Genomic DNA, 19,156 nt, shown 5'->3' on the forward strand with positions numbered 1-19,156 from the left:
CTGATTTTGAATTTCATTATCAATTATTCCTTAAAAATAAACACATATTTTATTTCCATTTATATCTTTTATATTAAAATTTATTTTATAAATATCTTCTAATAACTCCTTATTTATAATCTCCTCCTTCAATCCATTTTTCATTAATTTTCCATCTTTTAAAACTACCATATTGTCTGAATAACAAGACGCAAAGTTAATATCATGTATAACTATAATCACTGTTTTTTTCAAATCTTCTGTTAATCTTTTTAAAACTTTCATCATTTGAACTGAATGTTTCATATCTAGATTATTCAATGGTTCATCCAAAAGTATATAGTCTGTATTTTGAGCTATAATCATAGCTATATATGCCCTTTGTCTCTGACCTCCACTTAATTCATCTAAATACTTATTTTCTATATCCGAAAGTTCCATATATTTTATGGCTTTATTTATAAATTTTTTATCTTCATTTGTAAGTTTCCCCTGTGAATATGGAAATCTTCCAAATGATACTAATTCTTTTATTGTAAGCCTCACATTAATATTATTACTTTGTTTTAATATTGATATTTTTTTAGATAATTCAACAGTATCCCACTTAGAGATTTCTTTGCCATCGATATAAACTTCTCCTGAATCTATACTAGTTATTCTACTTAACATGGATAAAACAGTACTTTTTCCTGCTCCATTAGGACCAATAAAAGATGTTATTTTTCCTTTTTCTATATCAAAAGATACATTGTCTACAATTTTTTTATTACCATAACTTTTACATATGCCTTTTACTTCTATCATATATTGCTCTCCTTTAATAATAAATATATAAAATACACTCCTCCTATAAAATTTATTATTATACTAACTGTACTACTATAATTTAAAATTCTTTCAACAATAAATTGTCCACCTACTAATGCTAAGATACTTATTAAAATTGATCCTATTATAAGTAGATTGTGTTTATATGTTTTAAACCATTGATACGACAAGTTTACAATCAATATACCTAAAAATGTTAACGGTCCTACTAAAGCTGTTGATACAGATATTAATATTGAAACTATAATAATTATTTTATAAGATAATTTATCATAATTAATACCTAAATTTATTGCATTTTCTCTTCCTAGCAACATAACATCATATTTTTTAATATCATCATACACAACTCCAGCAATAACTACCGTAATTATCAGACTAAAAAATAATATATTAATATTTACATTGTTAAAGCTCGCATATAATACTGTCTGTAAAGCCTCAAATTCATTGGGATCTATTATAACTTGCATAAAAGTTGTTGATGTTTTTAATAACGTGCCCATAACCGTTCCTACTAATAATAAAAAGAATATATTTCTTTTTCTAAGTACTACTAATTTGTATAAAGTTAATGTTCCAATTATCATAAGCATAGTAGAAAATATAAAATTTATATTTTTATTCAACATAAATATGGAAGAAGACCCAAACATAAGTACAATAACTGTCTGAAAAAATATGTATAATGAATCAAGTCCTAAAATACTAGGAGTTAGAATCCTATTATTAGTCATTGTTTGAAATACTAATGATGAAAAAGCTATAGACGAGCCAGAAATTATTATTGCTATAATTTTAGGTATTCTCTTTGAAATATTGTAATTAAAATTACTTTCATTTAATCCTAAAAATATAAATAGCATAATTAATATTAAATTTATAATAGCTAGTAAATAAATTTTACTTTTTACATTTATATTTCTACTTTTCATTATTGTTTCTCCTAAAAATTAACCAAAGAAATATTATAGATCCTACTGACCCTACAGTAACACTTATCGGTATTTCATATGGAAATATTATTAATCTTCCAACTACATCACAACATAATACAAAAATAGCTCCAACCAATGCTGTAGTACTAATATTTTCAGATAGGTTGTCCCCTTTATATATAGAAACTATATTAGGAACTACTAAACCTAAAAAGGGTATATTCCCAATAGTTATTACAACTAATGATGATATTAATGCAACTATAATCATACCTATAGTAACTACTTTATTAAAATTTAAACCTAAATTTTTAGATATATCTTCACCCATTCCTATAACTGTAAATTTATATGCATATATATATGCTACAGTTAATAAAGGAATAGTTAAAAATAATAGCTCATAATTTCCTTTAATAATCATAGAAAAATTTCCCTGCATAAAAGAATTTACATTTTGAACTAAATTATATTTATAAGCTATAAAATCAGTAATTGAACTAATTACATTTCCTATCATTATTCCTACCAATGGTATAAATACTGCATTTTTATATTTTATTTTTCTTAAAACTTTCATAAATATAAAAGTTCCAATTATAGAAAATATAAATGCCATAATCATTTTCTCTGTCAGTGTAGTAGTCGAGAAAAACATAACTGCTATTAAAACTCCTAACTTTGCAGAATCTACTGTTGCTGCTGTAGTAGGTGATACAAACTTATTATTACTTATTTGTTGCATAATAACTCCACTTATACTCATACCTACTGCTGAAAGTATTATACTTATTAGACGTGGTATTCTTGATAAGTATATTATTTCTAATTGCATAGTATCTCCATTTAACAAGTTCGAAATATTTAATTCATGAACTCCAACAAATAAAGATACTATGGACAATAGTACTAATATAACTACTAAATATTTATCCTTCATACTTTGAATTTAATAAAGCTTAAGATATTGCTTTAATTTGTGTTACAAAAATCTATTAATGATTTATTGTAACTCCCCTTTCTATAATTTTTAAGTTATAACTATTAATAATTATTATCGATAAATATATGATAATGAAATTCATTATCATTGTCAACTTATTTTTAAAAGTTTTTTAATAAAATTTAACATTTATTATCTAAAATCTGTTTTTTTCTCTTAAATATGCAAAAACTCTATTGATAACAAGATAAGTTTCAACAATTTCTATAAATAAAAATAAAAAGTAAAAAAATAAGAGAGCTTATTTTTTCTAAGCTCCCTTAACTTTTAATTTTAAGTTCTAAAAATTACATTTTCCTTATTAAACATATATCTAGCTATAGCTACTGATATTACTATATACGCAATCATCCATCCTAAAACAACAAGAATATGTTGAATATTTATAACTCCTAGTGTTACCTCTTTTAATATAGACATAACATTTGCTATTGGTATGTGAAAGTAGATATTATCTATATTTTTTCCATCAACTGTATACATTAAAAAAGTTGGTACAAAAGCTAAAATAGTTAATGGTGTAGTATAAGTTTGAGCCTCTTTAAAAGACCTGGCATATATGCTTATAGCTAACTCTAAAGCTCCAAAAGCCATAGATGTTAGTACTGTAAATAGGAATATTATAAGTATTGTTAACGGAGATAGTCCTATATCAAAATTTTCTACTCCTCCACCAAAAACGCCTGGGCTTATTTTAAACGAAATTATAAGTCCAGCAATTGCTGCAATAGCAGTAATAATTCCAAGTACAGTTATAGCAAAAACCTTTCCATAAAGTATAGATAATCTGCTTGCTTTTGTTGTCAAAAGTGGCTCTAAAGTGCCTCTTTCCTTTTCTCCAGCGCCTAAATCTGTAGCAGCCGGCAGTGGTCCTGTAACACAATATAAAACTATAAATAAAGGTATAATCATAGACATAATCATCTTGCTTACCCCATCATCTTCTTCAACGATAGTCTTTTCATTTATATTTACAGGAAGTAATACGCTAGGATCAATACCTTTATTGGTAAGTGTTGTTTTGACCACGTTTTGTGAAAACTCACCTATGTATTGATTAACCTTAGAAAATACCATACTAGAAGTTTGACTTGAATCATCATATATAACATCAATATTTGTTTGAACTCCATTTTTTATATTTTCTTCAAAATTATCTGGTATTGTTATAACTACTGCGATATCCCCATCTTTAACCTTATCTTCTGCTTCATCAAATTCTATAGTTTTTATATTAAGATCATTTTTTTCTTTCAAAAATTTATCCAAAGAGCTTTTACCTTTGTCTTCTATGGCTATGTTAAAATTTTCTTTTTTTGCAGTTTTTTCTATACCTGCACTCATAAAGTAAAACATTATAGGCAATAGTAATAGCGGAATTAAAACTCCTACTAATACTGTCTTTTTATCTCTAAATAAATCTGATAATTCCTTTTTAAATATTAGTCCAACTGTTTTAAAACTCAATACCGTCACCTCCAATTAGACTTACAAATACCTCTTCTAAATCTTCATTGTTGTATTTTTCTTTAAGTCCTTTTATTGTGCCACTCTCAACAACTTCCCCCTTATTTATGATGACTATTCTATCACATAATTTTTCAACTTCATTCATACTATGGCTTGAAAATATTATAGCTTTATTTTCTTTTTTGCATTTTAATATAAACTTTTGAATTATTCGTGTTGAAATTACATCTAGGCCAATAGTAGGCTCATCAAATAACATAACTGAAGGATTATGTACAATAGACCTTGCAATAGCAACCTTTTGTTTCATACCTCTGGAAAATTTCCCCACTTTCCTATCTATATATTCTTCCATATCAAGAATTCTTACAAGTTCCTCTATATTTTTATCCGCTTCTAGTTTGTTCATACCATTAAGTAGTGCAAAATATCTTATATTTTCTCTAGCAGTAAGTCTATCATAAAGTCCTACCTCTCCGCCAAATAAAATTCCAATTTCACCTCTTACTTTGTCAGCATCTTTAAATATATCATGACCATTTACAAGACAAGTTCCTTCTGTAGGTTTTAACATTGTAGCTATCATCCTTAAAGTCGTAGTTTTTCCTGCTCCATTTTCACCTAACAAACCTACAATCTCACCCTTTTGAACATTAAAGCTTATCCCCTTTAATGCTTCAACTCTGCCAAAGTTTTTTTTAATCCCCTTAACATCTATCATTTTTTCACCTCTTTAATAATAAAATTTATATATTATTTATAATAACTTATATTTTAAATATATTATATCATATTGATATGTTTTCAATAAATTCCTCTACAAAAGCTCTTTACACGGTTTTTATATACATCCTTTACAATACCAAATCTTTCATTTAATATATAATACTATTTAATTTAAATCTAATTCTCATAAAAATTTAGCTAAAAGCAATGTATCTTCATAATTTCCATTAATTTTTATATTTTTATTACGGACACCCTCCACTATAAAACCAAATTTTTTATAAAGCCCAATTGCAACAACATTTTTACTGAAAACTTCTAATTCAATTTTTTCTATTTCATTTACTTTTGCCCATTCTATTACACGCTTAATTAAAGCACTTCCTATTTTTAACCCACTATATTCTTTTAAAATTGTTATTCCAAATGTTGAAACATGTCTTGTCCTAATTGAATTCCCTTTTTGTAATGTAGTACATCCAACTATTTTTCCTTCCATTTCCGCAATTAAAAATAATGATGTTTTTTTAATATATTCTATTTCTTGTTCAACTGTTAAATTAAATTCTTCTGACTCTTTAGTAAAAAACTGTACTTCTCCCATTACTTTTTTCACTAATTTTATAATTTCATTAGCATCCCCTATTTTTGCTTCTCTAATTATTAATTTTTTAATGCTTTGTACCATTATTATAACCACCCCAATTTTTTCATATAAAAACTCAAATTTAATTGCTATGAAATGTATAATAAGAACTTTCAATACGGTTCTTCTAAAAATTTCATCACATATTGATATTAATTCTTCTTGATTTATAATTATCCTTTTAAAAATATATTTCCATTCTCCATTTAATTTTGTAATGTTTTCGTAGAAAATAAAAGTAATATTAACTAAATAATGTATTTTAATATTCATAAGAATTAATCTTACAATTAATTAATAATAATTTCAAATTCAGTTCTCTATATTGAATTTTTTACAATAAAAAAAAAGGCCCCTTAATGGGCGCTTCAAAAACTAAGGCAATTAACTTAATCCTAATTGCTTATTCACTTGTTTGTTAGATCTGGTAGAAGCATCTATTATTTTTTGATAAAGTGTATCACCATCATATCCTTTTTTCATATATTTGCTTTCATAATATTCAAATGGCTTGTTAGTGTTATTATAATTTAAATGGTTTGCTAGTTCTTTATCTTTCATTAACTTTCTAGCTTGCATTCTATATTTATTCCTTAAAAAATGAGCTTGTTGAGCTTGTTTCTTTATTGATAGTGACTTATCTATCTTATTAATTATATTTCTATCTTTGCTATTGTACCATATTCGCACTTCTACATTACTTAGTTTTCCTATTAACTCTATATACTTTTTAAAATCATTAGCTGTTATAACCTCTTTAACCTTTCTTTATTATTTTAAAATCACTATATTATTATACACTATATATTACATTTTGTAAAAGTTAATACTATATATGCTAAAAATACAGCAATTCATTTTTGAATAATTTTATAATAAATTCATTTGACTACATTTTTAGTTTTTAAAATAACTTACTTATTCATTATTCTCCACTTACTTTTTAAAATGGTCATTTCATATAAATTCCAATATCCACCTTTTGCTTTTCTTGCATTTTTTATAAATTTTTCTTTTAAAAACCCAGACTTCTCATAGCATTTAATTGCACTCTCATTAAAATCAAACACTCCAAGAGTTATTTTTTCAAAATTGAAATTTTCAAATCCAATCCTTAATAATTCTTTTAATGCCTGTGTTCCAATCCCTTTATACCTAATATTTTCTTCTCCAATTAAAAATCTACATACTCTACCTATTTTATTAGTTTTATCCACTTCACGAAGTTCAATGGTTCCTATAATTTCATTTGTAGAAACTATAATTATTTTATAAAGAAATATATTAGAATTATGCTTTTTAACATCGTTAAAATAGTAATCTTTAACTTGATTAATAGTTAAAGGATAATTATAACTAGGTCCAGCCCATTGCAATAAATAATCTGATGACTTATTGTTGTTCCACTCTACAATTTTTTCTAAATCTTTTTCTTTTAAATATTCAAGTTTAACCATTTTTAAATACCTCTCAATAATTTATACTTTAATTATAAGTTATTACATAGCGTAAAGGTCAATCTTAATAATTTAAATTAATGTTAATGATTTAATATGTTAGTTTAAGTTAGAATAAGTAACTTCATTTACTCTATAGTTTCTACACTATTCTTATTATTTTAATTTAAAATCTTCCATGCTTAGTATAGTTTTTTTATTAAAAACAATTTTAAATTCTGTCCCTTTATTAATTTCACTATTAACTGACAGTTTACCATCATGTTTATCAATAATGCTTTTTACAATTGATAGCCCTAATCCTGAACCTTTAATTTGCTGTGAATGTGACTTATCAGAGCGAAAAAATGGTTCGAAAATATGTTCCCTGTCATCTTGTGAAATTCCAATACCGTTATCTTTTACATTTATAATAATTTTATCTTTATTTAGCATTGATGAAATATTAATATACCCATTGCTTTTTCCATATTTTATAGAATTTTCTATTATATTAAAAAAAGCTCTATATAATAAAGTTTTATTTCCATGTATATTGTTCTCTTGTATATCTAAATCTATTGTTATTCCTTTACTCTCTATTCTAAATGATAATTCACTTAAAATTTCTTTGAATAAGTTTTTTAAATGTATTTCATCATTAAAATCTACTAATTCAGAAGATGTAAGCTTTAATAAATCATCTACTATTTTAATAAGTCTATTAGTGCTTTTTTCAACAATATCCGCATTTTCTTTATAATCTTCTACACTTGGCATATCATCAATTTTTAAAACTTCTAGTGATGCTTTAATTGTAGTAAGAGGTGTTTTTAATTCATGAGCAGCATTTGCTGAAAATCTTTTTTGGTTTGCAAATGATTTTTCTAATCTTTCTAGCATTGAGTTAAAAGATTTAGCAAGACTACTTATTTCATCCTTACTATCTTTTACATCAATCCTTTTATTTAAATTTTGATCATTAATATTATGAACTGTATCACTAAGTTGTGAAAGTGGTTTTAATGCTTTACCAACCATAATATATGTGCCACAAATACCAGCAATTATAATTCCTATCATTACAATTATACTTTGAATAGAAAAATTTTTTTGAGCCTCTACAGCCTTAATCCGTACATCTATATTTCCAATATTATTTTCCTTATTAACCGATTCAATAAATTCTTCCCTATTTATATAATCGCTGTTTTCATTTTCAATAATTTCCCTATCCATATTATTTTTCAAAAAATAATAATTTGCACTACTAATAGATATACCAGTTAGAGATATGGCAATCAGTATTATAATAATACCTACCAAAACAGTAATTCTAGTTTTTAAAGTAATTATTCTTTTCATATAATCACACCTTCTCATCTGTAAGAATATATCCCTGACCTCTAATATTTCTAATTACATCCCCTTCAGATACTGATAGTTTTTTCTTTAAAGAATGAATGTGAAACTTAAATGAGTTTGAAAACAAATCTACGTCACTATCCCAAACATGTTCAATGACCTTTTCTGCGCTTATAACTTTATTTTTATTGTACATTAAATACTCTAAAATGGAATATTCTTTTTTAGTAAGTTCTACTATTATATCCTTAACTTTTACTATTTTGCTAGCAGTATCAATTGTTATTTCTCCACAAGAAAGTTTTACATTTTGTTGCACAAAAGCACGTCTTAATAAATTTCTTATTCTCGCTTCTAATTCTGCAAACTCAAAGGGCTTAGCAAGATAATCATTGGCACCACTATCTAAACCTATAATTTTATCCTCAACATCGCTCCTTGCAGACAAGATAATTACTTTTAATTCATTATCAGTTTTCCTTATGTCTTTTAATACATCAATGCCATCTATTTTAGGTAAATTTAAATCTAATATAACCAAATCATAATCATTTATTTCTAAAAACTGTAGTGCCTCTTCACCATCATATGCATTATCAACTGCATATCCATGTTTTTTTAACCCCTTCGTTATAACTTTCGATAACATTTTTTCATCTTCAACAAGCAAAAGTTTCATAAAACACCTCCTAAATATTCAAAGCCACACAAATTTGTGTGGCTTTTTATGATATATTTTAACCATATATATAATACTTATTTATTTCCTATTTAATTTTCAATGATTTGTTTATTCATTTCTACGGCACCTTCTGGCTTATCAGGCATTTCTCCTTGCTTATACGTTTTAACTTCACCATTTAAGTCTTCTTCATTATCACTATTAACATCACTTTTCTCTAATTGTATGGCATCCTTTGGCATCTCAGGTGCCTTCCCTTCTGCGTAAGTACCTATTTTTGCTGAAATTTTATCAACAATATTTTCCCCACCTTGACTTGATGCAAAAACACTTGTTGTTGTACCTACTAACATAGCTACTGTTAAAAGTTGAATACCTAATTTTTTCATTTTCATATTAAAATCCTCCTTGTTTTTTATTGATGTTCTATATCATGGCTTTATTATACATAAGTTAAAGTTAGATTAAAGTTAGATTTTAAAATGAAATTTATTATATTCTATTGTTATAAAATAACTATTCAAAATATTTCATATAGCCATGTATGTTCATATCCTGGAAATTTATCAATATTAATATAATTTTTTATTACAAAATTAATTAATTATAAAATCTATTTAATTCAATAAATATAACTTCAAAGAAAATGACATAAGCTATAAACTTATGTCATTTTCTTTGTTTAAATAAATTATTTTTAATAAATTATTTTTAATTAATTATTTTCCTATTTCTCACAGGAATCCATACTTCAAAACCACATTTATTTGATTTTTCTTCTTCTGGACAATATACTTGAATTTCATAATTCATTGACTTTTCATAACCATTTGTAGGTAACCACTCTGTATTAATCACCTTCATTAAACTTTCTATAGTGTTATTGTCCTTACTTAAAAATTCCTTAGTCTCAAATACAACCCATGTACTTGCTGGAATTTTAAATGTATCTAAATCTTTATAATCCTTACCATCAGCTTCTGCACCAATAGCTATAACATTTTCTCCATTATCTAATGTTTTCCTTGCACATATTCTCCAAAATGGTGGACGATAAAGCTTATACTCATTCCCAATTTTCTTATCCATTCCCTTATTAAGAAATTCATCCCAAAATAACCATATATCTATATTCTTTTCTTGATAATTATTAATTTTAGCATTTGTAATACATTCTTCAAAAATTCTAGTAGCTCCTACAATCTCAATTTCTTGTTTTTCAATAATATGATACTCCATATTTCTACCCCCTTTTATTTCCATACAAAAGTCAACTTTATAATAGAAATTAAATTTTTCTATAAATCTATTTTTAGTATGAAATGGATGACATACATTTTAGAATAACTATTTAGGGATGTATAACAATATTTTACAGCCATTTACAATAGTTTGCAACTTATGTATCTTAAATTATATGTTTTATATAGTAAAATATAAAAATAATTCAATACGTAATTCTACGCTTAGTTGTAAATCAGAGAATGTTGATTTTATAGAAATATAATATTTAAAGCTACTCAAAAAATTAATGAGTAGCTTTATTTCATAACATATGACTACTTTATTAAGTTTTAGTATTATTTCTAATATTCATCTCTTAATATTGAATAATACTTGCAATCAACTAAGTTACAACTATTATCCTTAATGAACTTTCTTAAAGTTCCCTCATAAATTAAATTACACTTTTCCATTACTCGTCCTGATGCAAGGTTATTTACATCAAAACGTGCTCCTATACGTTGAAAACCTATTTCATTAAAACCAAATTCAATTACTTTTAATAATGCTTCTGTCATAATACCTTTATTCCAAAATGCTTTACCTATACAATATCCTACCTCACAGTTTTCATCATTATTATTAATCTCTAGTAAGCTAATATTACCAATTGCATGTCCAGTTTCTTTTAACTCAATAGCCCATTGGTATTGTTCCATATTTTTATAATTATTTATCCACATTTCTATGAGTTGTTTACTTATTTCAACACTTTTATGTGCAGACCATGAAAGATATTTAGTTACTTCCGAATCAGATGCCCAATTATTAAACATGTCTAACGCATCTGCTTCTTTAAATTTTCTTAAAATAAGTCTTTCAGTTTCTAGTTTTTCTGTTCCCTTATGTTTTAACACAATCTTATTCACCCCCTATTATAGAATTTTGAATTGACTTTTTAAATTACTCATTCTAAAATTTAGACAACCCAAATAGTGAAATATACTCTGAATCACTTAGAATTGAACATTCTATCTTGTATAAAATAAACCTTAAATGGAAGCTTATTTCACTATAGCATCACCAATGAAAAACATCATAATTTTTAATTTATTTTATAAAATAAAAAAAGTAAGCTTTTCTAAAAGCCTCTTTATTTTTTCTTCATTAGTACTGTCCATAGAAAACTTTTCCCAAAAACATTATCATTATATGACTCTTTCATTTCCCTAAATTCAATTATTTCAAAATATGGTTCCAAAATTTTTTTCAATTTATATTCAGTAAACCCAAGGCCTCCATGCATTGAATAATCTCTATATACATCATAATCTGAAATATTTGCTCCACCTTTCAAATTGAAACAAGTCATTGCAAAATATCCATCTTTTTTTAGATGTTTTAATATAATATTTAAATATTGATTTCTTCTATGTGGCTTTATATGATGAAAACATCCACTATCATATATAAAATCAAAGCTATCTAATTCATTCTCAAATTCAAATATGGATTGACATAAAAAGTCTACATTTATAGAATTTGCTTTAGCTGTTTCAATAGCCCATTCAATAGTAGTATTGGAAAAATCTATTCCTATAACATCCCACCCATTTTGTGCAAGATATAATGAATTTCTTCCATTTCCACAACCTATATCAAGTGCCTTTCCTTTATTCAACATACCTGGATCAAAATACGAAATAAGATTTTCATCTGGAATATTTTCAAAAAACGGTACAGGTTTATCCTTATTAGAATAAAAATCATTCCACCATTTGTTCTCTCTTTTTTCCATTAAGCTATCTAACATAATAAATATGTCATCTTCACTATTTACAATTTCACTATCAATTGTATTACTCATCTATATTCCTCCTATACTAATTTGTATTTTTAACAAATTTATTATAATTATACTAAATATTATTAAAAGAGTAAATATTTCAAATATTCAAATTCAACCATGAACTATCTCAAATATATTAAAACTTCAATTAATGAGATGATACTAACTTCAATCCCACAATTCCAATTACTATAAATCCAATACAAATTAGTCTAGTAATACTTATTGGTTCCTTAAATAATATTATCCCTAAAATTACAGTACCAACAGTACCAATTCCTGTCCAAATTGCATATGCAGTACCCAATGGAAGATTTTTTAATGATAATGATAAAAAATAAAAACTTGCTATCATTCCCAATACAGTAAATGCACTTGGCATAAATTTTGTAAACCCTTCTGAATATTTCAAGCCTAAAGCCCATCCTACTTCAAATAAACCTGCTAAAACTAAAAATAACCATTGCATAATTTTCATTCCTTTCTAATATTAAATAGTTAAACGTAATTTATTTCTTTTAAAATTTTCAACTTATTCCCCTCCTTTTAATGACAAATAAAAAAAGCCAAGGTCGATACGCAAAATATCTCCCAGGCTTTTATCCTTCCGTGAATACAGTTAAACTGTACGTTTTATCTTGGACCAGACCAATTTTTAATTTAAAATTGCGGAACCCTATAAAACTTTTAAGACATATATATTTTTATGTATCCTAATATATCAAAATTTATTAAGATAGTCAATATTTATTAATGTTCTTATTTTCAACCTATATAAGAAAAATATGAAATTATTCAAAACATAATTTTCTTCAAATTACATATATACAAATCTTAATGAATAAACTTTACTTTCTACATCAATACCTTCTATTATCACAGTAGTTTCATAGTTATTATATATACACTCAATCATGATAAACTCTCTCAACATTTTCTTTTTATGTTTCTTTACTGATTCTTCTTCATTAAATATTATAGCTTTTTGCCAAGGCATTTTTTCACTAATATCTTCTTCATTACTTACATATATATTTTTTATATTATCTGCCTTAATAATTTTAGTTATTTCTGAAAATACAAATTGAATTTCATTATCCATTAAAATCATTGATTGTAGCATAGCTTTTCCCTTATCTTTAAACCCTGATATATATCTAAGTGAATCAGTAAATTTCATTATATAATTTTTATTATTTCTTTTAATTTCAGCTTTTATTTCTAACTCTTCTTTTTTCTCCATATCTTTTTCTTCTATTTTTCCTATTAAAGCTAAAAGTAGTATTCCCCCTACAAAAACAAAAATTAATTTTTCAAAATTGTTCATAACAAATCCCCTTAAAATTTATTTTGCAGTAAAATAAGGCATAGTGATACTTTTATGTTAATTTAATTTTAATATGACCTTTAGCATTATCACCATTAATTTCTACTTTTAATTTTTCATTGTTATTGGGAATTGAAATAGTTTTATCAACAGTACCATCTTCCTCAAATAACACTTCACTATTATTATAAATTTTAATGTTTAAGTCTCCATGTTCAACATTAGAGTCAATTTTCATTTTATAAGAATTCTTTAAAGAGCTTATTTCTTTTAACTCTGTTCCATCAAATTCTTGAAATTTAATATCATAAACATTATTTTTAGTTTTATCAGTCCACATTATTGTTTGGGCACTCCAACCTATTTCATTTATACTAAAATTCTTCTTTTGATTAATATTTACATATGAATATCCCCCAGCAATACAAAACAAACAAGCTAGTATACATCCAATCATAATTTTTTTCTTTTTTACCATTGTTTACACCTCTTTATTCTATTTTATTTATTACTTTTAGTATTTATTTGTAAAAATGTATTATCTTCCTACAATTAAATTATACTAAACATTTTACAAACAATAAACCTCCATTATTTTTATATTTCCAGTTTATAAAGCTAAAAAATGCTTAAAATCCCTTTATTTATTTTAAAATATAAAAAGGGATTATCCAAAATAACTTTATATTTCATTTATATTTCTAATTCCATAACTTCATTTTCTATTAAAAATCCATGACGTTTATAAAAGTTTATCGACCTTTCACTTGGCCAAACAAATAACAATTCTATTTTATTATCTAATGCCCATTGTTTCACTTTTTTTATAAGCTCCGATCCTATACCTTTGTTTCTAAATTCTATTTTTGTATAAACATTTGTTACATATCCTATTTCTGCAAACAACTTTTGTGGTTTAGGTACCTTTCTTATTCTATTTATATATATATTTGAAACAATTTTATTATTATCTTCAGCTATCCAATATTCCCAACTTCCAGTTTTTAAACCATTCACTAAAAATAAATTACACTCTTTAATAAAATCTTTTTTTGAAATCTGAAAATTTCCTTCTTCTTCATATTCATGCTGCCATCTCATTTCTGAAAGTGTCTGAATATCTTTTTCCGTTGCTAATCTATATATCATACTATCCTCCCTCTCACATAGCATAAAATTTATTGTGATTTTCTAATACTATTACTTTATATTAATAAGTTTCTTTCCATAATTGCATTTACTATAATAGTTGAATGGATTTTTTCATAATGCCCATTAAAATATTCTATATTTATTTAATTATCCCTCTTTCTAATTTAATGTACTCCCATAATTTGAATATCAAATGCATTATAATCTCATATTATAATATATAAATATATATTAATTTTTGGGGGGATTTTTTATGTCATGTAACAATTGGAATAATAACTGTTGCAATGATTGTAACAACAATTGTAATAATAATTGGAATAATAACTGTTGTAATGATTGGAACAACAACTGCTGTGATAATTGGGATGACTGCAACAATGATTGCAATAACAATTGGATTAACAACTGTTGCACTGATTGGAACAATAACTGTTGTAATGATTGGAACAATGACTGTTGTGATAATTGTGGCTGCGGCCTATTTGACTGGATATTTTGGTGTTAAATAAATATAAATATAATTTTATATTTTCTACACTAACTAAAAATCATCTAATATAATATTAGGTTTTAATATAATACCCACATATTAAACTAGACAAGCTTAATATGTGGGTATTTTTATATTATTTATTCTATATTAGTAACTTTTAATTAAGAATTAATCTTATCTTAACCCTACTCTTTCCTCAGCAAGCTTAAGAGTTTCTTCTCTATTTTTACCACGTATATAAACATTAGCCTCTACACCGGTTAATGCTCCAACACTATAAACACTTTTACCCATACCTTTTACATATTCTTCATGATTAACCACAATGCAATCTTCTAGTTTCCATGATAGAATTTTAGCTATACATTCATCTGCGTCTGATCCTTTAGCATAAACAACAACATTTCTATAAACTTTCAAATTTTTTTCACTTCCATTCAAGCTAGATTTTTTTATAATAGATTGATAGTCTACATAGCAATAATTTGTATCAACTTGTCCATTAATCCCATCAAAAGTTCCACTATCTGTAAACTGCCATATACCATAATTACCTCTATAATTACAATTAGAATTATATTCTGCTACCCATTTATCATATCTATTAAATATATCACTTGTAAGTTTATTATTAAACCAATAAGTGTTAGCATAAATTCCAACATGATATCCAGCAGCTTCTATAATATCGCAAAATGTTTTAGCTATAGATGCTATAACACTGTTATCTAAAGTGCCTGTAGTTCCTTCGTCCTCTAAATCAAGGTATACTGGATAATCTAACTTGTAACCTTTTATATTTCTTAAAACGTGTTCTGCTTCACTTTTTGCATGGTCTATTGTAACTGCATAAGAGTATATATAAACCCCTACAGGAATACCTAAACGAGTACATTCTTGTATATTTCTTTTAAATTGACTATCGTCTTGGCTAGTCATGTTATCTCCATAGCCAACCCTAATAATAGCAAAATCTATTTCACCTTTTACCTTGTCCCAATTTATAATTCCTTGATGTTCACTTACATCTATTCCTTTTAATTTCAAGTCGTTCTTCCTCCTTTAGCCTATTCATTGGTTCAATTGTGATAATATTACCTATTATTTTAAATAGAGCATTAAAAAATTTTAATTTAAAAATGAGTAAAAAACTACTAAAAATAAAAGATAATATTCTATATATAGTTTTATTTTTCATTCTAAATATCTTTGTATAATAATTAGACTTATTTTTTAAAGTGCTATAATATAAACTATGCTTTAATTAGTACTTTGCTTAATAATCTTTAAATTTAAAATAAAAATAAAGGAGACATCAAAAAACTACCTGCAATAATTAGAATCCTATCTTTTGATTAATTTTTTAGTACCATTTAAATATACATTAAGTTCTACATTATATAATTCATCACCATCTTCATAGGTACTCATCCCCATCCCAATTTTATGATTTTTCCTATGTATTAAAATAGCATCTTCACTCTTTGTATTGAACCATTTACAAAGATAAGCAGTAACTCTTTTATAAGCATTATTCCCATATAAAATATAATTTCTACTATTTGAAAAACTTCAACTATTCTTTTTCTCTTTTTATCAATTTTTTTTAACATATTCATAATATATATCCTCCATTACTACCAAAGTATATAATATAAAATTTATTAGCTATTCATAACTCAATTTATATTTTTCTATTTAAAACCATATATCTAGAATTATTCCCATTTTAATAATTCTAAACATTTATTTTCTATTTACTTTTCTATTTTTTAATCTAAAACAAAAATGGTCTGTATTAGAATAAAGTATAAAACTTCATTCTAATACAGACCATTTTTTATATGATATTTTACTTATTCTAAAGCTTGTACAATTTTATATCATTTTGAGTTTTCATCTGTAACACCATAAACATTACTTGTTACTATGCCATTATAACAAGTGCCTTTATCATTTTTACTTCCATCACTATAATATCTAGAATAGTCACCAGTGATATTTCCATCTTTTAAATCTGCAGCTATATATACAGTCTCAACCCCTTCAGAACTTTCTAAACACCAATAGAAACATCCATAACCATTAAATTTACCTTTTTTAAATTCCCCATCATATAATTTTCCAAAATCTTCCCTTCCATATCCATATCCTTGTAAATATAATGCTCCAAATCCATCAAAAAAACCATTTTCAATTTTACCTTTATACATATAATTTTTTTCTTTTATACTAAAAAAATATTCTACTTTGTCAGTTTCTTTGCCTTTATTATAATATACTTTTGAAATAGCACTTATCTTATTTACCTCACCATTAACTGTTGAAAAAAGCCCTGCCCTAATTATACTACTATCAATGTTTAATTCTACTTTTGTCTTTTTAAATCCATTCCCTCCATGCTCTAAAATCAAATCTTCTATTTCTTTCTTTTTTAATCTATTTGCAACATCAAATGGAGTTTCTCCATTTTCATCCTTCTTATTTAAGTCCACTCCATGCTCTATTAATTTCTTAACAACTTCAGTCTCTCCTTCTTTTATAGCAATATTTAGTGGTGTATCACCATTGTCATCAACTTCATTAATATCATTTCCAAGTTTTATAGACATTTCTGTCTTTTTCATATTTCCATCTTTAACAAACTTTGTTAACGGTGTAGTCTCTAATTTATTATAAAATCTAGAACATAGTGCAACTATAACTAATACAACTATAAAACTGCTCATATATATAACTTTTCTTTTTCTAACTTTTTTTTGTTTCTCTACAAACTCTTGCTCTTTTAAAATTTTATTTTTTTCTTCCTCTGCCTCAATTTTTTTCTGTTCTTCAATCTCTTCAAGAATTTTTTCCCTAGATAATTCCGTAAATACATATTCCTTATCTAAATTACAACGCACACAACTTTTTACGTTCTCATAATTAGGTCTTCCACATACGCAAATCCATAAATTATTCTCTTCTTTAGCATAACAAATCCCTGTTTTAGTATGTTTCTTTAATGTCATCAATTCTTCATTTTCAGTTATACATTCAATTTCTCTTTCTATTTCATTTTTCTTGTTTTTGTAGATAAAATTTCCATTATTAAAAGCAATTTCTTTTATTGAAATATTTAATTTTCTGATATCTTTTTCTGGTAACAGTACAGGATTTCTATTATTAAATTTACATCCTAATTGTCCATCAAGATCTTGTATATAGCATGTAAAAGTATCCTTTCCCTCAACTTTTACTACTTCATTGAATGAATTAAAACCTTGTATCTCTAATTTTATAGCTGAAATTATTCCTTGATGTAAATTTCTAAACAAAATATTAAAGTATATATTACCATCATTTTTTGATAGAATATCCCATTCTAAAACTTCAACTGGCGAATTTAAATCAATATTATTTTCTAAATTACCATGACTTAAAACTTTAAATTCTAAATTATTTGTGGTATCGTTGCTATTTATATTGGAGTTATAAATATTCTGTTCTGGTAATGATATAGCATGAAGCATAGCTATAATCCAAAGAAAAAATCCATATATATACCAAGCAGCAAAATCCTTTCCTTTTCTTTTGGCAACATTAGCTGGCAAAATTGCTAACACTCCATCAATTATAATAAATAAAATTATATAACCTTCCATATTGTCTCCTTTTATGTAAAAATTTATATTTCATATAAAATTTTAACTTATTAAATAGTTCTTGTACATAAATTCGACAAACTTAGAATAAATCTAACGTGCTTTGACATTTTTTAATTTTACATATAAAAAATAAAGGTAGCTCCTAAGAACTACCTTTAAATCAGACTAAACTTGCTGCATCTTTAAAACTTGTATATCTATTAAATCCAACCTTTCATCCTATAGTAATTACCTTCTCTGCTTTTAATCCACTGTTTATAAAATCAAATTCATCATAGGACACTGTTTTTTTGTGCCATAATTACTGCGTTTAATGCGTCTAATAGCATCGTAATTTAGATTATACTACTAAATATAAAAAACTATTTTCATAAATATATTCTTT

At 25.3% G+C, this 19,156-nt stretch carries 22 protein-coding genes and 1 riboswitch; of the genes, 1 reads left to right on the forward strand and 21 read right to left on the reverse strand.

Annotated features, from left to right (window positions below; genetic code table 11):
• Positions 1-30: 30 nt before the first annotated feature.
• The 18 genes from KQI36_RS01000 to KQI36_RS01085 all read right to left on the reverse strand — a co-directional run bounded on the left by KQI36_RS01000 (position 31) and on the right by KQI36_RS01085 (position 14,625).
• A complete protein-coding gene (locus tag KQI36_RS01000) occupies positions 31-786 on the reverse strand; it encodes an iron ABC transporter ATP-binding protein (RefSeq protein ID WP_216449273.1) in 756 nt (251 codons plus the stop codon).
• On the reverse strand, positions 783-1,745 hold the full coding sequence (locus KQI36_RS01005) for an iron chelate uptake ABC transporter family permease subunit (protein ID WP_244991445.1): 963 nt from the start codon (positions 1,743-1,745) through the stop codon (positions 783-785). Before KQI36_RS01005 ends, KQI36_RS01000 begins: the two co-directional genes overlap by 4 nt.
• Positions 1,735-2,688 carry an ABC transporter permease gene (locus KQI36_RS01010; protein WP_216449274.1) on the reverse strand — a complete coding sequence of 318 codons (954 nt, stop codon included), beginning with the start codon at positions 2,686-2,688 and terminating at the stop codon, positions 1,735-1,737. Before KQI36_RS01010 ends, KQI36_RS01005 begins: the two co-directional genes overlap by 11 nt.
• Positions 2,689-3,024: 336 nt before the next feature.
• Positions 3,025-4,218: an ABC transporter permease gene (locus tag KQI36_RS01015; protein WP_216449275.1), complete on the reverse strand. Its 1,194-nt coding sequence runs from the start codon at positions 4,216-4,218 to the stop codon at positions 3,025-3,027.
• Positions 4,208-4,942 (reverse strand): ABC transporter ATP-binding protein, encoded by a 735-nt coding sequence (locus KQI36_RS01020; protein ID WP_061994775.1) that lies wholly within the window; start codon positions 4,940-4,942, stop codon positions 4,208-4,210. Before KQI36_RS01020 ends, KQI36_RS01015 begins: the two co-directional genes overlap by 11 nt.
• A gap of 189 nt (positions 4,943-5,131) precedes the next feature.
• Positions 5,132-5,866, reverse strand: coding sequence for a GNAT family N-acetyltransferase (locus KQI36_RS01025; RefSeq protein ID WP_244991446.1), 735 nt, complete (start codon positions 5,864-5,866; stop codon positions 5,132-5,134).
• 111 nt (positions 5,867-5,977) lie between these two features.
• Positions 5,978-6,283: a hypothetical protein gene (locus tag KQI36_RS17670; RefSeq protein ID WP_243151897.1), complete on the reverse strand. Its 306-nt coding sequence runs from the start codon at positions 6,281-6,283 to the stop codon at positions 5,978-5,980.
• 224 nt (positions 6,284-6,507) lie between these two features.
• Positions 6,508-7,050: a GNAT family N-acetyltransferase gene (locus tag KQI36_RS01035; RefSeq protein ID WP_216449276.1), complete on the reverse strand. Its 543-nt coding sequence runs from the start codon at positions 7,048-7,050 to the stop codon at positions 6,508-6,510.
• Between the two features lie 156 nt (positions 7,051-7,206).
• Positions 7,207-8,394 (reverse strand): sensor histidine kinase, encoded by a 1,188-nt coding sequence (locus KQI36_RS01040; RefSeq protein WP_216449277.1) that lies wholly within the window; start codon positions 8,392-8,394, stop codon positions 7,207-7,209.
• A gap of 4 nt (positions 8,395-8,398) precedes the next feature.
• Positions 8,399-9,073 carry a response regulator transcription factor gene (locus KQI36_RS01045; RefSeq protein WP_216449278.1) on the reverse strand — a complete coding sequence of 225 codons (675 nt, stop codon included), beginning with the start codon at positions 9,071-9,073 and terminating at the stop codon, positions 8,399-8,401.
• 92 nt (positions 9,074-9,165) lie between these two features.
• A complete protein-coding gene (locus tag KQI36_RS01050) occupies positions 9,166-9,471 on the reverse strand; it encodes a hypothetical protein (RefSeq protein WP_216449279.1) in 306 nt (101 codons plus the stop codon).
• Positions 9,472-9,787: 316 nt separating this feature from the next.
• Positions 9,788-10,315 (reverse strand): GyrI-like domain-containing protein, encoded by a 528-nt coding sequence (locus tag KQI36_RS01055; protein ID WP_216449284.1) that lies wholly within the window; start codon positions 10,313-10,315, stop codon positions 9,788-9,790.
• 347 nt (positions 10,316-10,662) lie between these two features.
• Positions 10,663-11,217, reverse strand: coding sequence for a GNAT family N-acetyltransferase (locus KQI36_RS01060; RefSeq protein ID WP_216449285.1), 555 nt, complete (start codon positions 11,215-11,217; stop codon positions 10,663-10,665).
• A gap of 236 nt (positions 11,218-11,453) precedes the next feature.
• A complete protein-coding gene (locus KQI36_RS01065; RefSeq protein ID WP_216449287.1) occupies positions 11,454-12,167 on the reverse strand; it encodes a class I SAM-dependent methyltransferase in 714 nt (237 codons plus the stop codon).
• A 130-nt stretch (positions 12,168-12,297) separates the two neighbouring features.
• Positions 12,298-12,618: a DMT family transporter gene (locus tag KQI36_RS01070; protein WP_061994787.1), complete on the reverse strand. Its 321-nt coding sequence runs from the start codon at positions 12,616-12,618 to the stop codon at positions 12,298-12,300.
• Between the two features lie 117 nt (positions 12,619-12,735).
• Positions 12,736-12,840, reverse strand: a riboswitch (guanidine-I (ykkC/yxkD leader).
• Positions 12,841-12,966: 126 nt separating this feature from the next.
• Entirely contained in the window at positions 12,967-13,476 is a 510-nt protein-coding gene (locus KQI36_RS01075; protein ID WP_216449288.1) for a hypothetical protein, read from the reverse strand.
• Positions 13,477-13,528: 52 nt separating this feature from the next.
• Positions 13,529-13,954 carry a hypothetical protein gene (locus tag KQI36_RS01080; RefSeq protein WP_216449293.1) on the reverse strand — a complete coding sequence of 142 codons (426 nt, stop codon included), beginning with the start codon at positions 13,952-13,954 and terminating at the stop codon, positions 13,529-13,531.
• A gap of 215 nt (positions 13,955-14,169) precedes the next feature.
• Complete coding sequence (locus KQI36_RS01085; protein ID WP_216449294.1) at positions 14,170-14,625, reverse strand: GNAT family N-acetyltransferase; 456 nt, start codon at positions 14,623-14,625, stop codon at positions 14,170-14,172.
• 256 nt (positions 14,626-14,881) lie between these two features.
• Between KQI36_RS01085 and KQI36_RS01090 the strand changes: the two genes are divergently transcribed.
• Entirely contained in the window at positions 14,882-15,136 is a 255-nt protein-coding gene (locus KQI36_RS01090; protein ID WP_216449295.1) for a hypothetical protein, read from the forward strand.
• A gap of 162 nt (positions 15,137-15,298) precedes the next feature.
• On the opposite strand, the gene KQI36_RS01095 is transcribed toward KQI36_RS01090, so the two are convergent.
• The 3 genes from KQI36_RS01095 to KQI36_RS01105 all read right to left on the reverse strand — a co-directional run bounded on the left by KQI36_RS01095 (position 15,299) and on the right by KQI36_RS01105 (position 18,768).
• Positions 15,299-16,171, reverse strand: a complete 873-nt coding sequence (locus KQI36_RS01095) for a glycoside hydrolase family 25 protein (protein WP_216449296.1) — start codon at positions 16,169-16,171, stop codon at positions 15,299-15,301.
• Positions 16,172-16,587: 416 nt separating this feature from the next.
• On the reverse strand, positions 16,588-16,743 hold the full coding sequence (locus KQI36_RS01100) for a hypothetical protein (protein ID WP_157450842.1): 156 nt from the start codon (positions 16,741-16,743) through the stop codon (positions 16,588-16,590).
• 264 nt (positions 16,744-17,007) lie between these two features.
• Entirely contained in the window at positions 17,008-18,768 is a 1,761-nt protein-coding gene (locus tag KQI36_RS01105; RefSeq protein ID WP_216449298.1) for an ankyrin repeat domain-containing protein, read from the reverse strand.
• Positions 18,769-19,156 lie beyond the last annotated feature (388 nt).

The sequence above is a fragment of the Clostridium senegalense genome (genome assembly GCF_018916625.1).
GTDB classification, from domain to species: domain Bacteria; phylum Bacillota; class Clostridia; order Clostridiales; family Clostridiaceae; genus Clostridium_J; species Clostridium_J senegalense.

Coding starts and splice junctions, on each gene's coding strand:
- KQI36_RS01080 (WP_216449293.1), bottom strand. CDS start 13,954: ATGGTAAAAAAGAAAAAAATTATGATTGGATGTATACTAGCTTGTTTG.
- KQI36_RS01070 (WP_061994787.1), bottom strand. CDS start 12,618: ATGCAATGGTTATTTTTAGTTTTAGCAGGTTTATTTGAAGTAGGATGG.
- KQI36_RS01010 (WP_216449274.1), bottom strand. CDS start 2,688: ATGAAGGATAAATATTTAGTAGTTATATTAGTACTATTGTCCATAGTA.
- KQI36_RS01055 (WP_216449284.1), bottom strand. CDS start 10,315: ATGGAGTATCATATTATTGAAAAACAAGAAATTGAGATTGTAGGAGCT.
- KQI36_RS01045 (WP_216449278.1), bottom strand. CDS start 9,073: ATGAAACTTTTGCTTGTTGAAGATGAAAAAATGTTATCGAAAGTTATA.
- KQI36_RS01065 (WP_216449287.1), bottom strand. CDS start 12,167: ATGAGTAATACAATTGATAGTGAAATTGTAAATAGTGAAGATGACATA.
- KQI36_RS01000 (WP_216449273.1), bottom strand. CDS start 786: ATGATAGAAGTAAAAGGCATATGTAAAAGTTATGGTAATAAAAAAATT.
- KQI36_RS01035 (WP_216449276.1), bottom strand. CDS start 7,050: ATGGTTAAACTTGAATATTTAAAAGAAAAAGATTTAGAAAAAATTGTA.
- KQI36_RS01005 (WP_244991445.1), bottom strand. CDS start 1,745: ATGAAAAGTAGAAATATAAATGTAAAAAGTAAAATTTATTTACTAGCT.
- KQI36_RS01020 (WP_061994775.1), bottom strand. CDS start 4,942: ATGATAGATGTTAAGGGGATTAAAAAAAACTTTGGCAGAGTTGAAGCA.
- KQI36_RS01100 (WP_157450842.1), bottom strand. CDS start 16,743: ATGAATATGTTAAAAAAAATTGATAAAAAGAGAAAAAGAATAGTTGAA.
- KQI36_RS01075 (WP_216449288.1), bottom strand. CDS start 13,476: ATGAACAATTTTGAAAAATTAATTTTTGTTTTTGTAGGGGGAATACTA.
- KQI36_RS01090 (WP_216449295.1), top strand. CDS start 14,882: ATGTCATGTAACAATTGGAATAATAACTGTTGCAATGATTGTAACAAC.
- KQI36_RS01025 (WP_244991446.1), bottom strand. CDS start 5,866: ATGAATATTAAAATACATTATTTAGTTAATATTACTTTTATTTTCTAC.
- KQI36_RS01040 (WP_216449277.1), bottom strand. CDS start 8,394: ATGAAAAGAATAATTACTTTAAAAACTAGAATTACTGTTTTGGTAGGT.
- KQI36_RS01050 (WP_216449279.1), bottom strand. CDS start 9,471: ATGAAAATGAAAAAATTAGGTATTCAACTTTTAACAGTAGCTATGTTA.
- KQI36_RS01085 (WP_216449294.1), bottom strand. CDS start 14,625: ATGATATATAGATTAGCAACGGAAAAAGATATTCAGACACTTTCAGAA.
- KQI36_RS01105 (WP_216449298.1), bottom strand. CDS start 18,768: ATGGAAGGTTATATAATTTTATTTATTATAATTGATGGAGTGTTAGCA.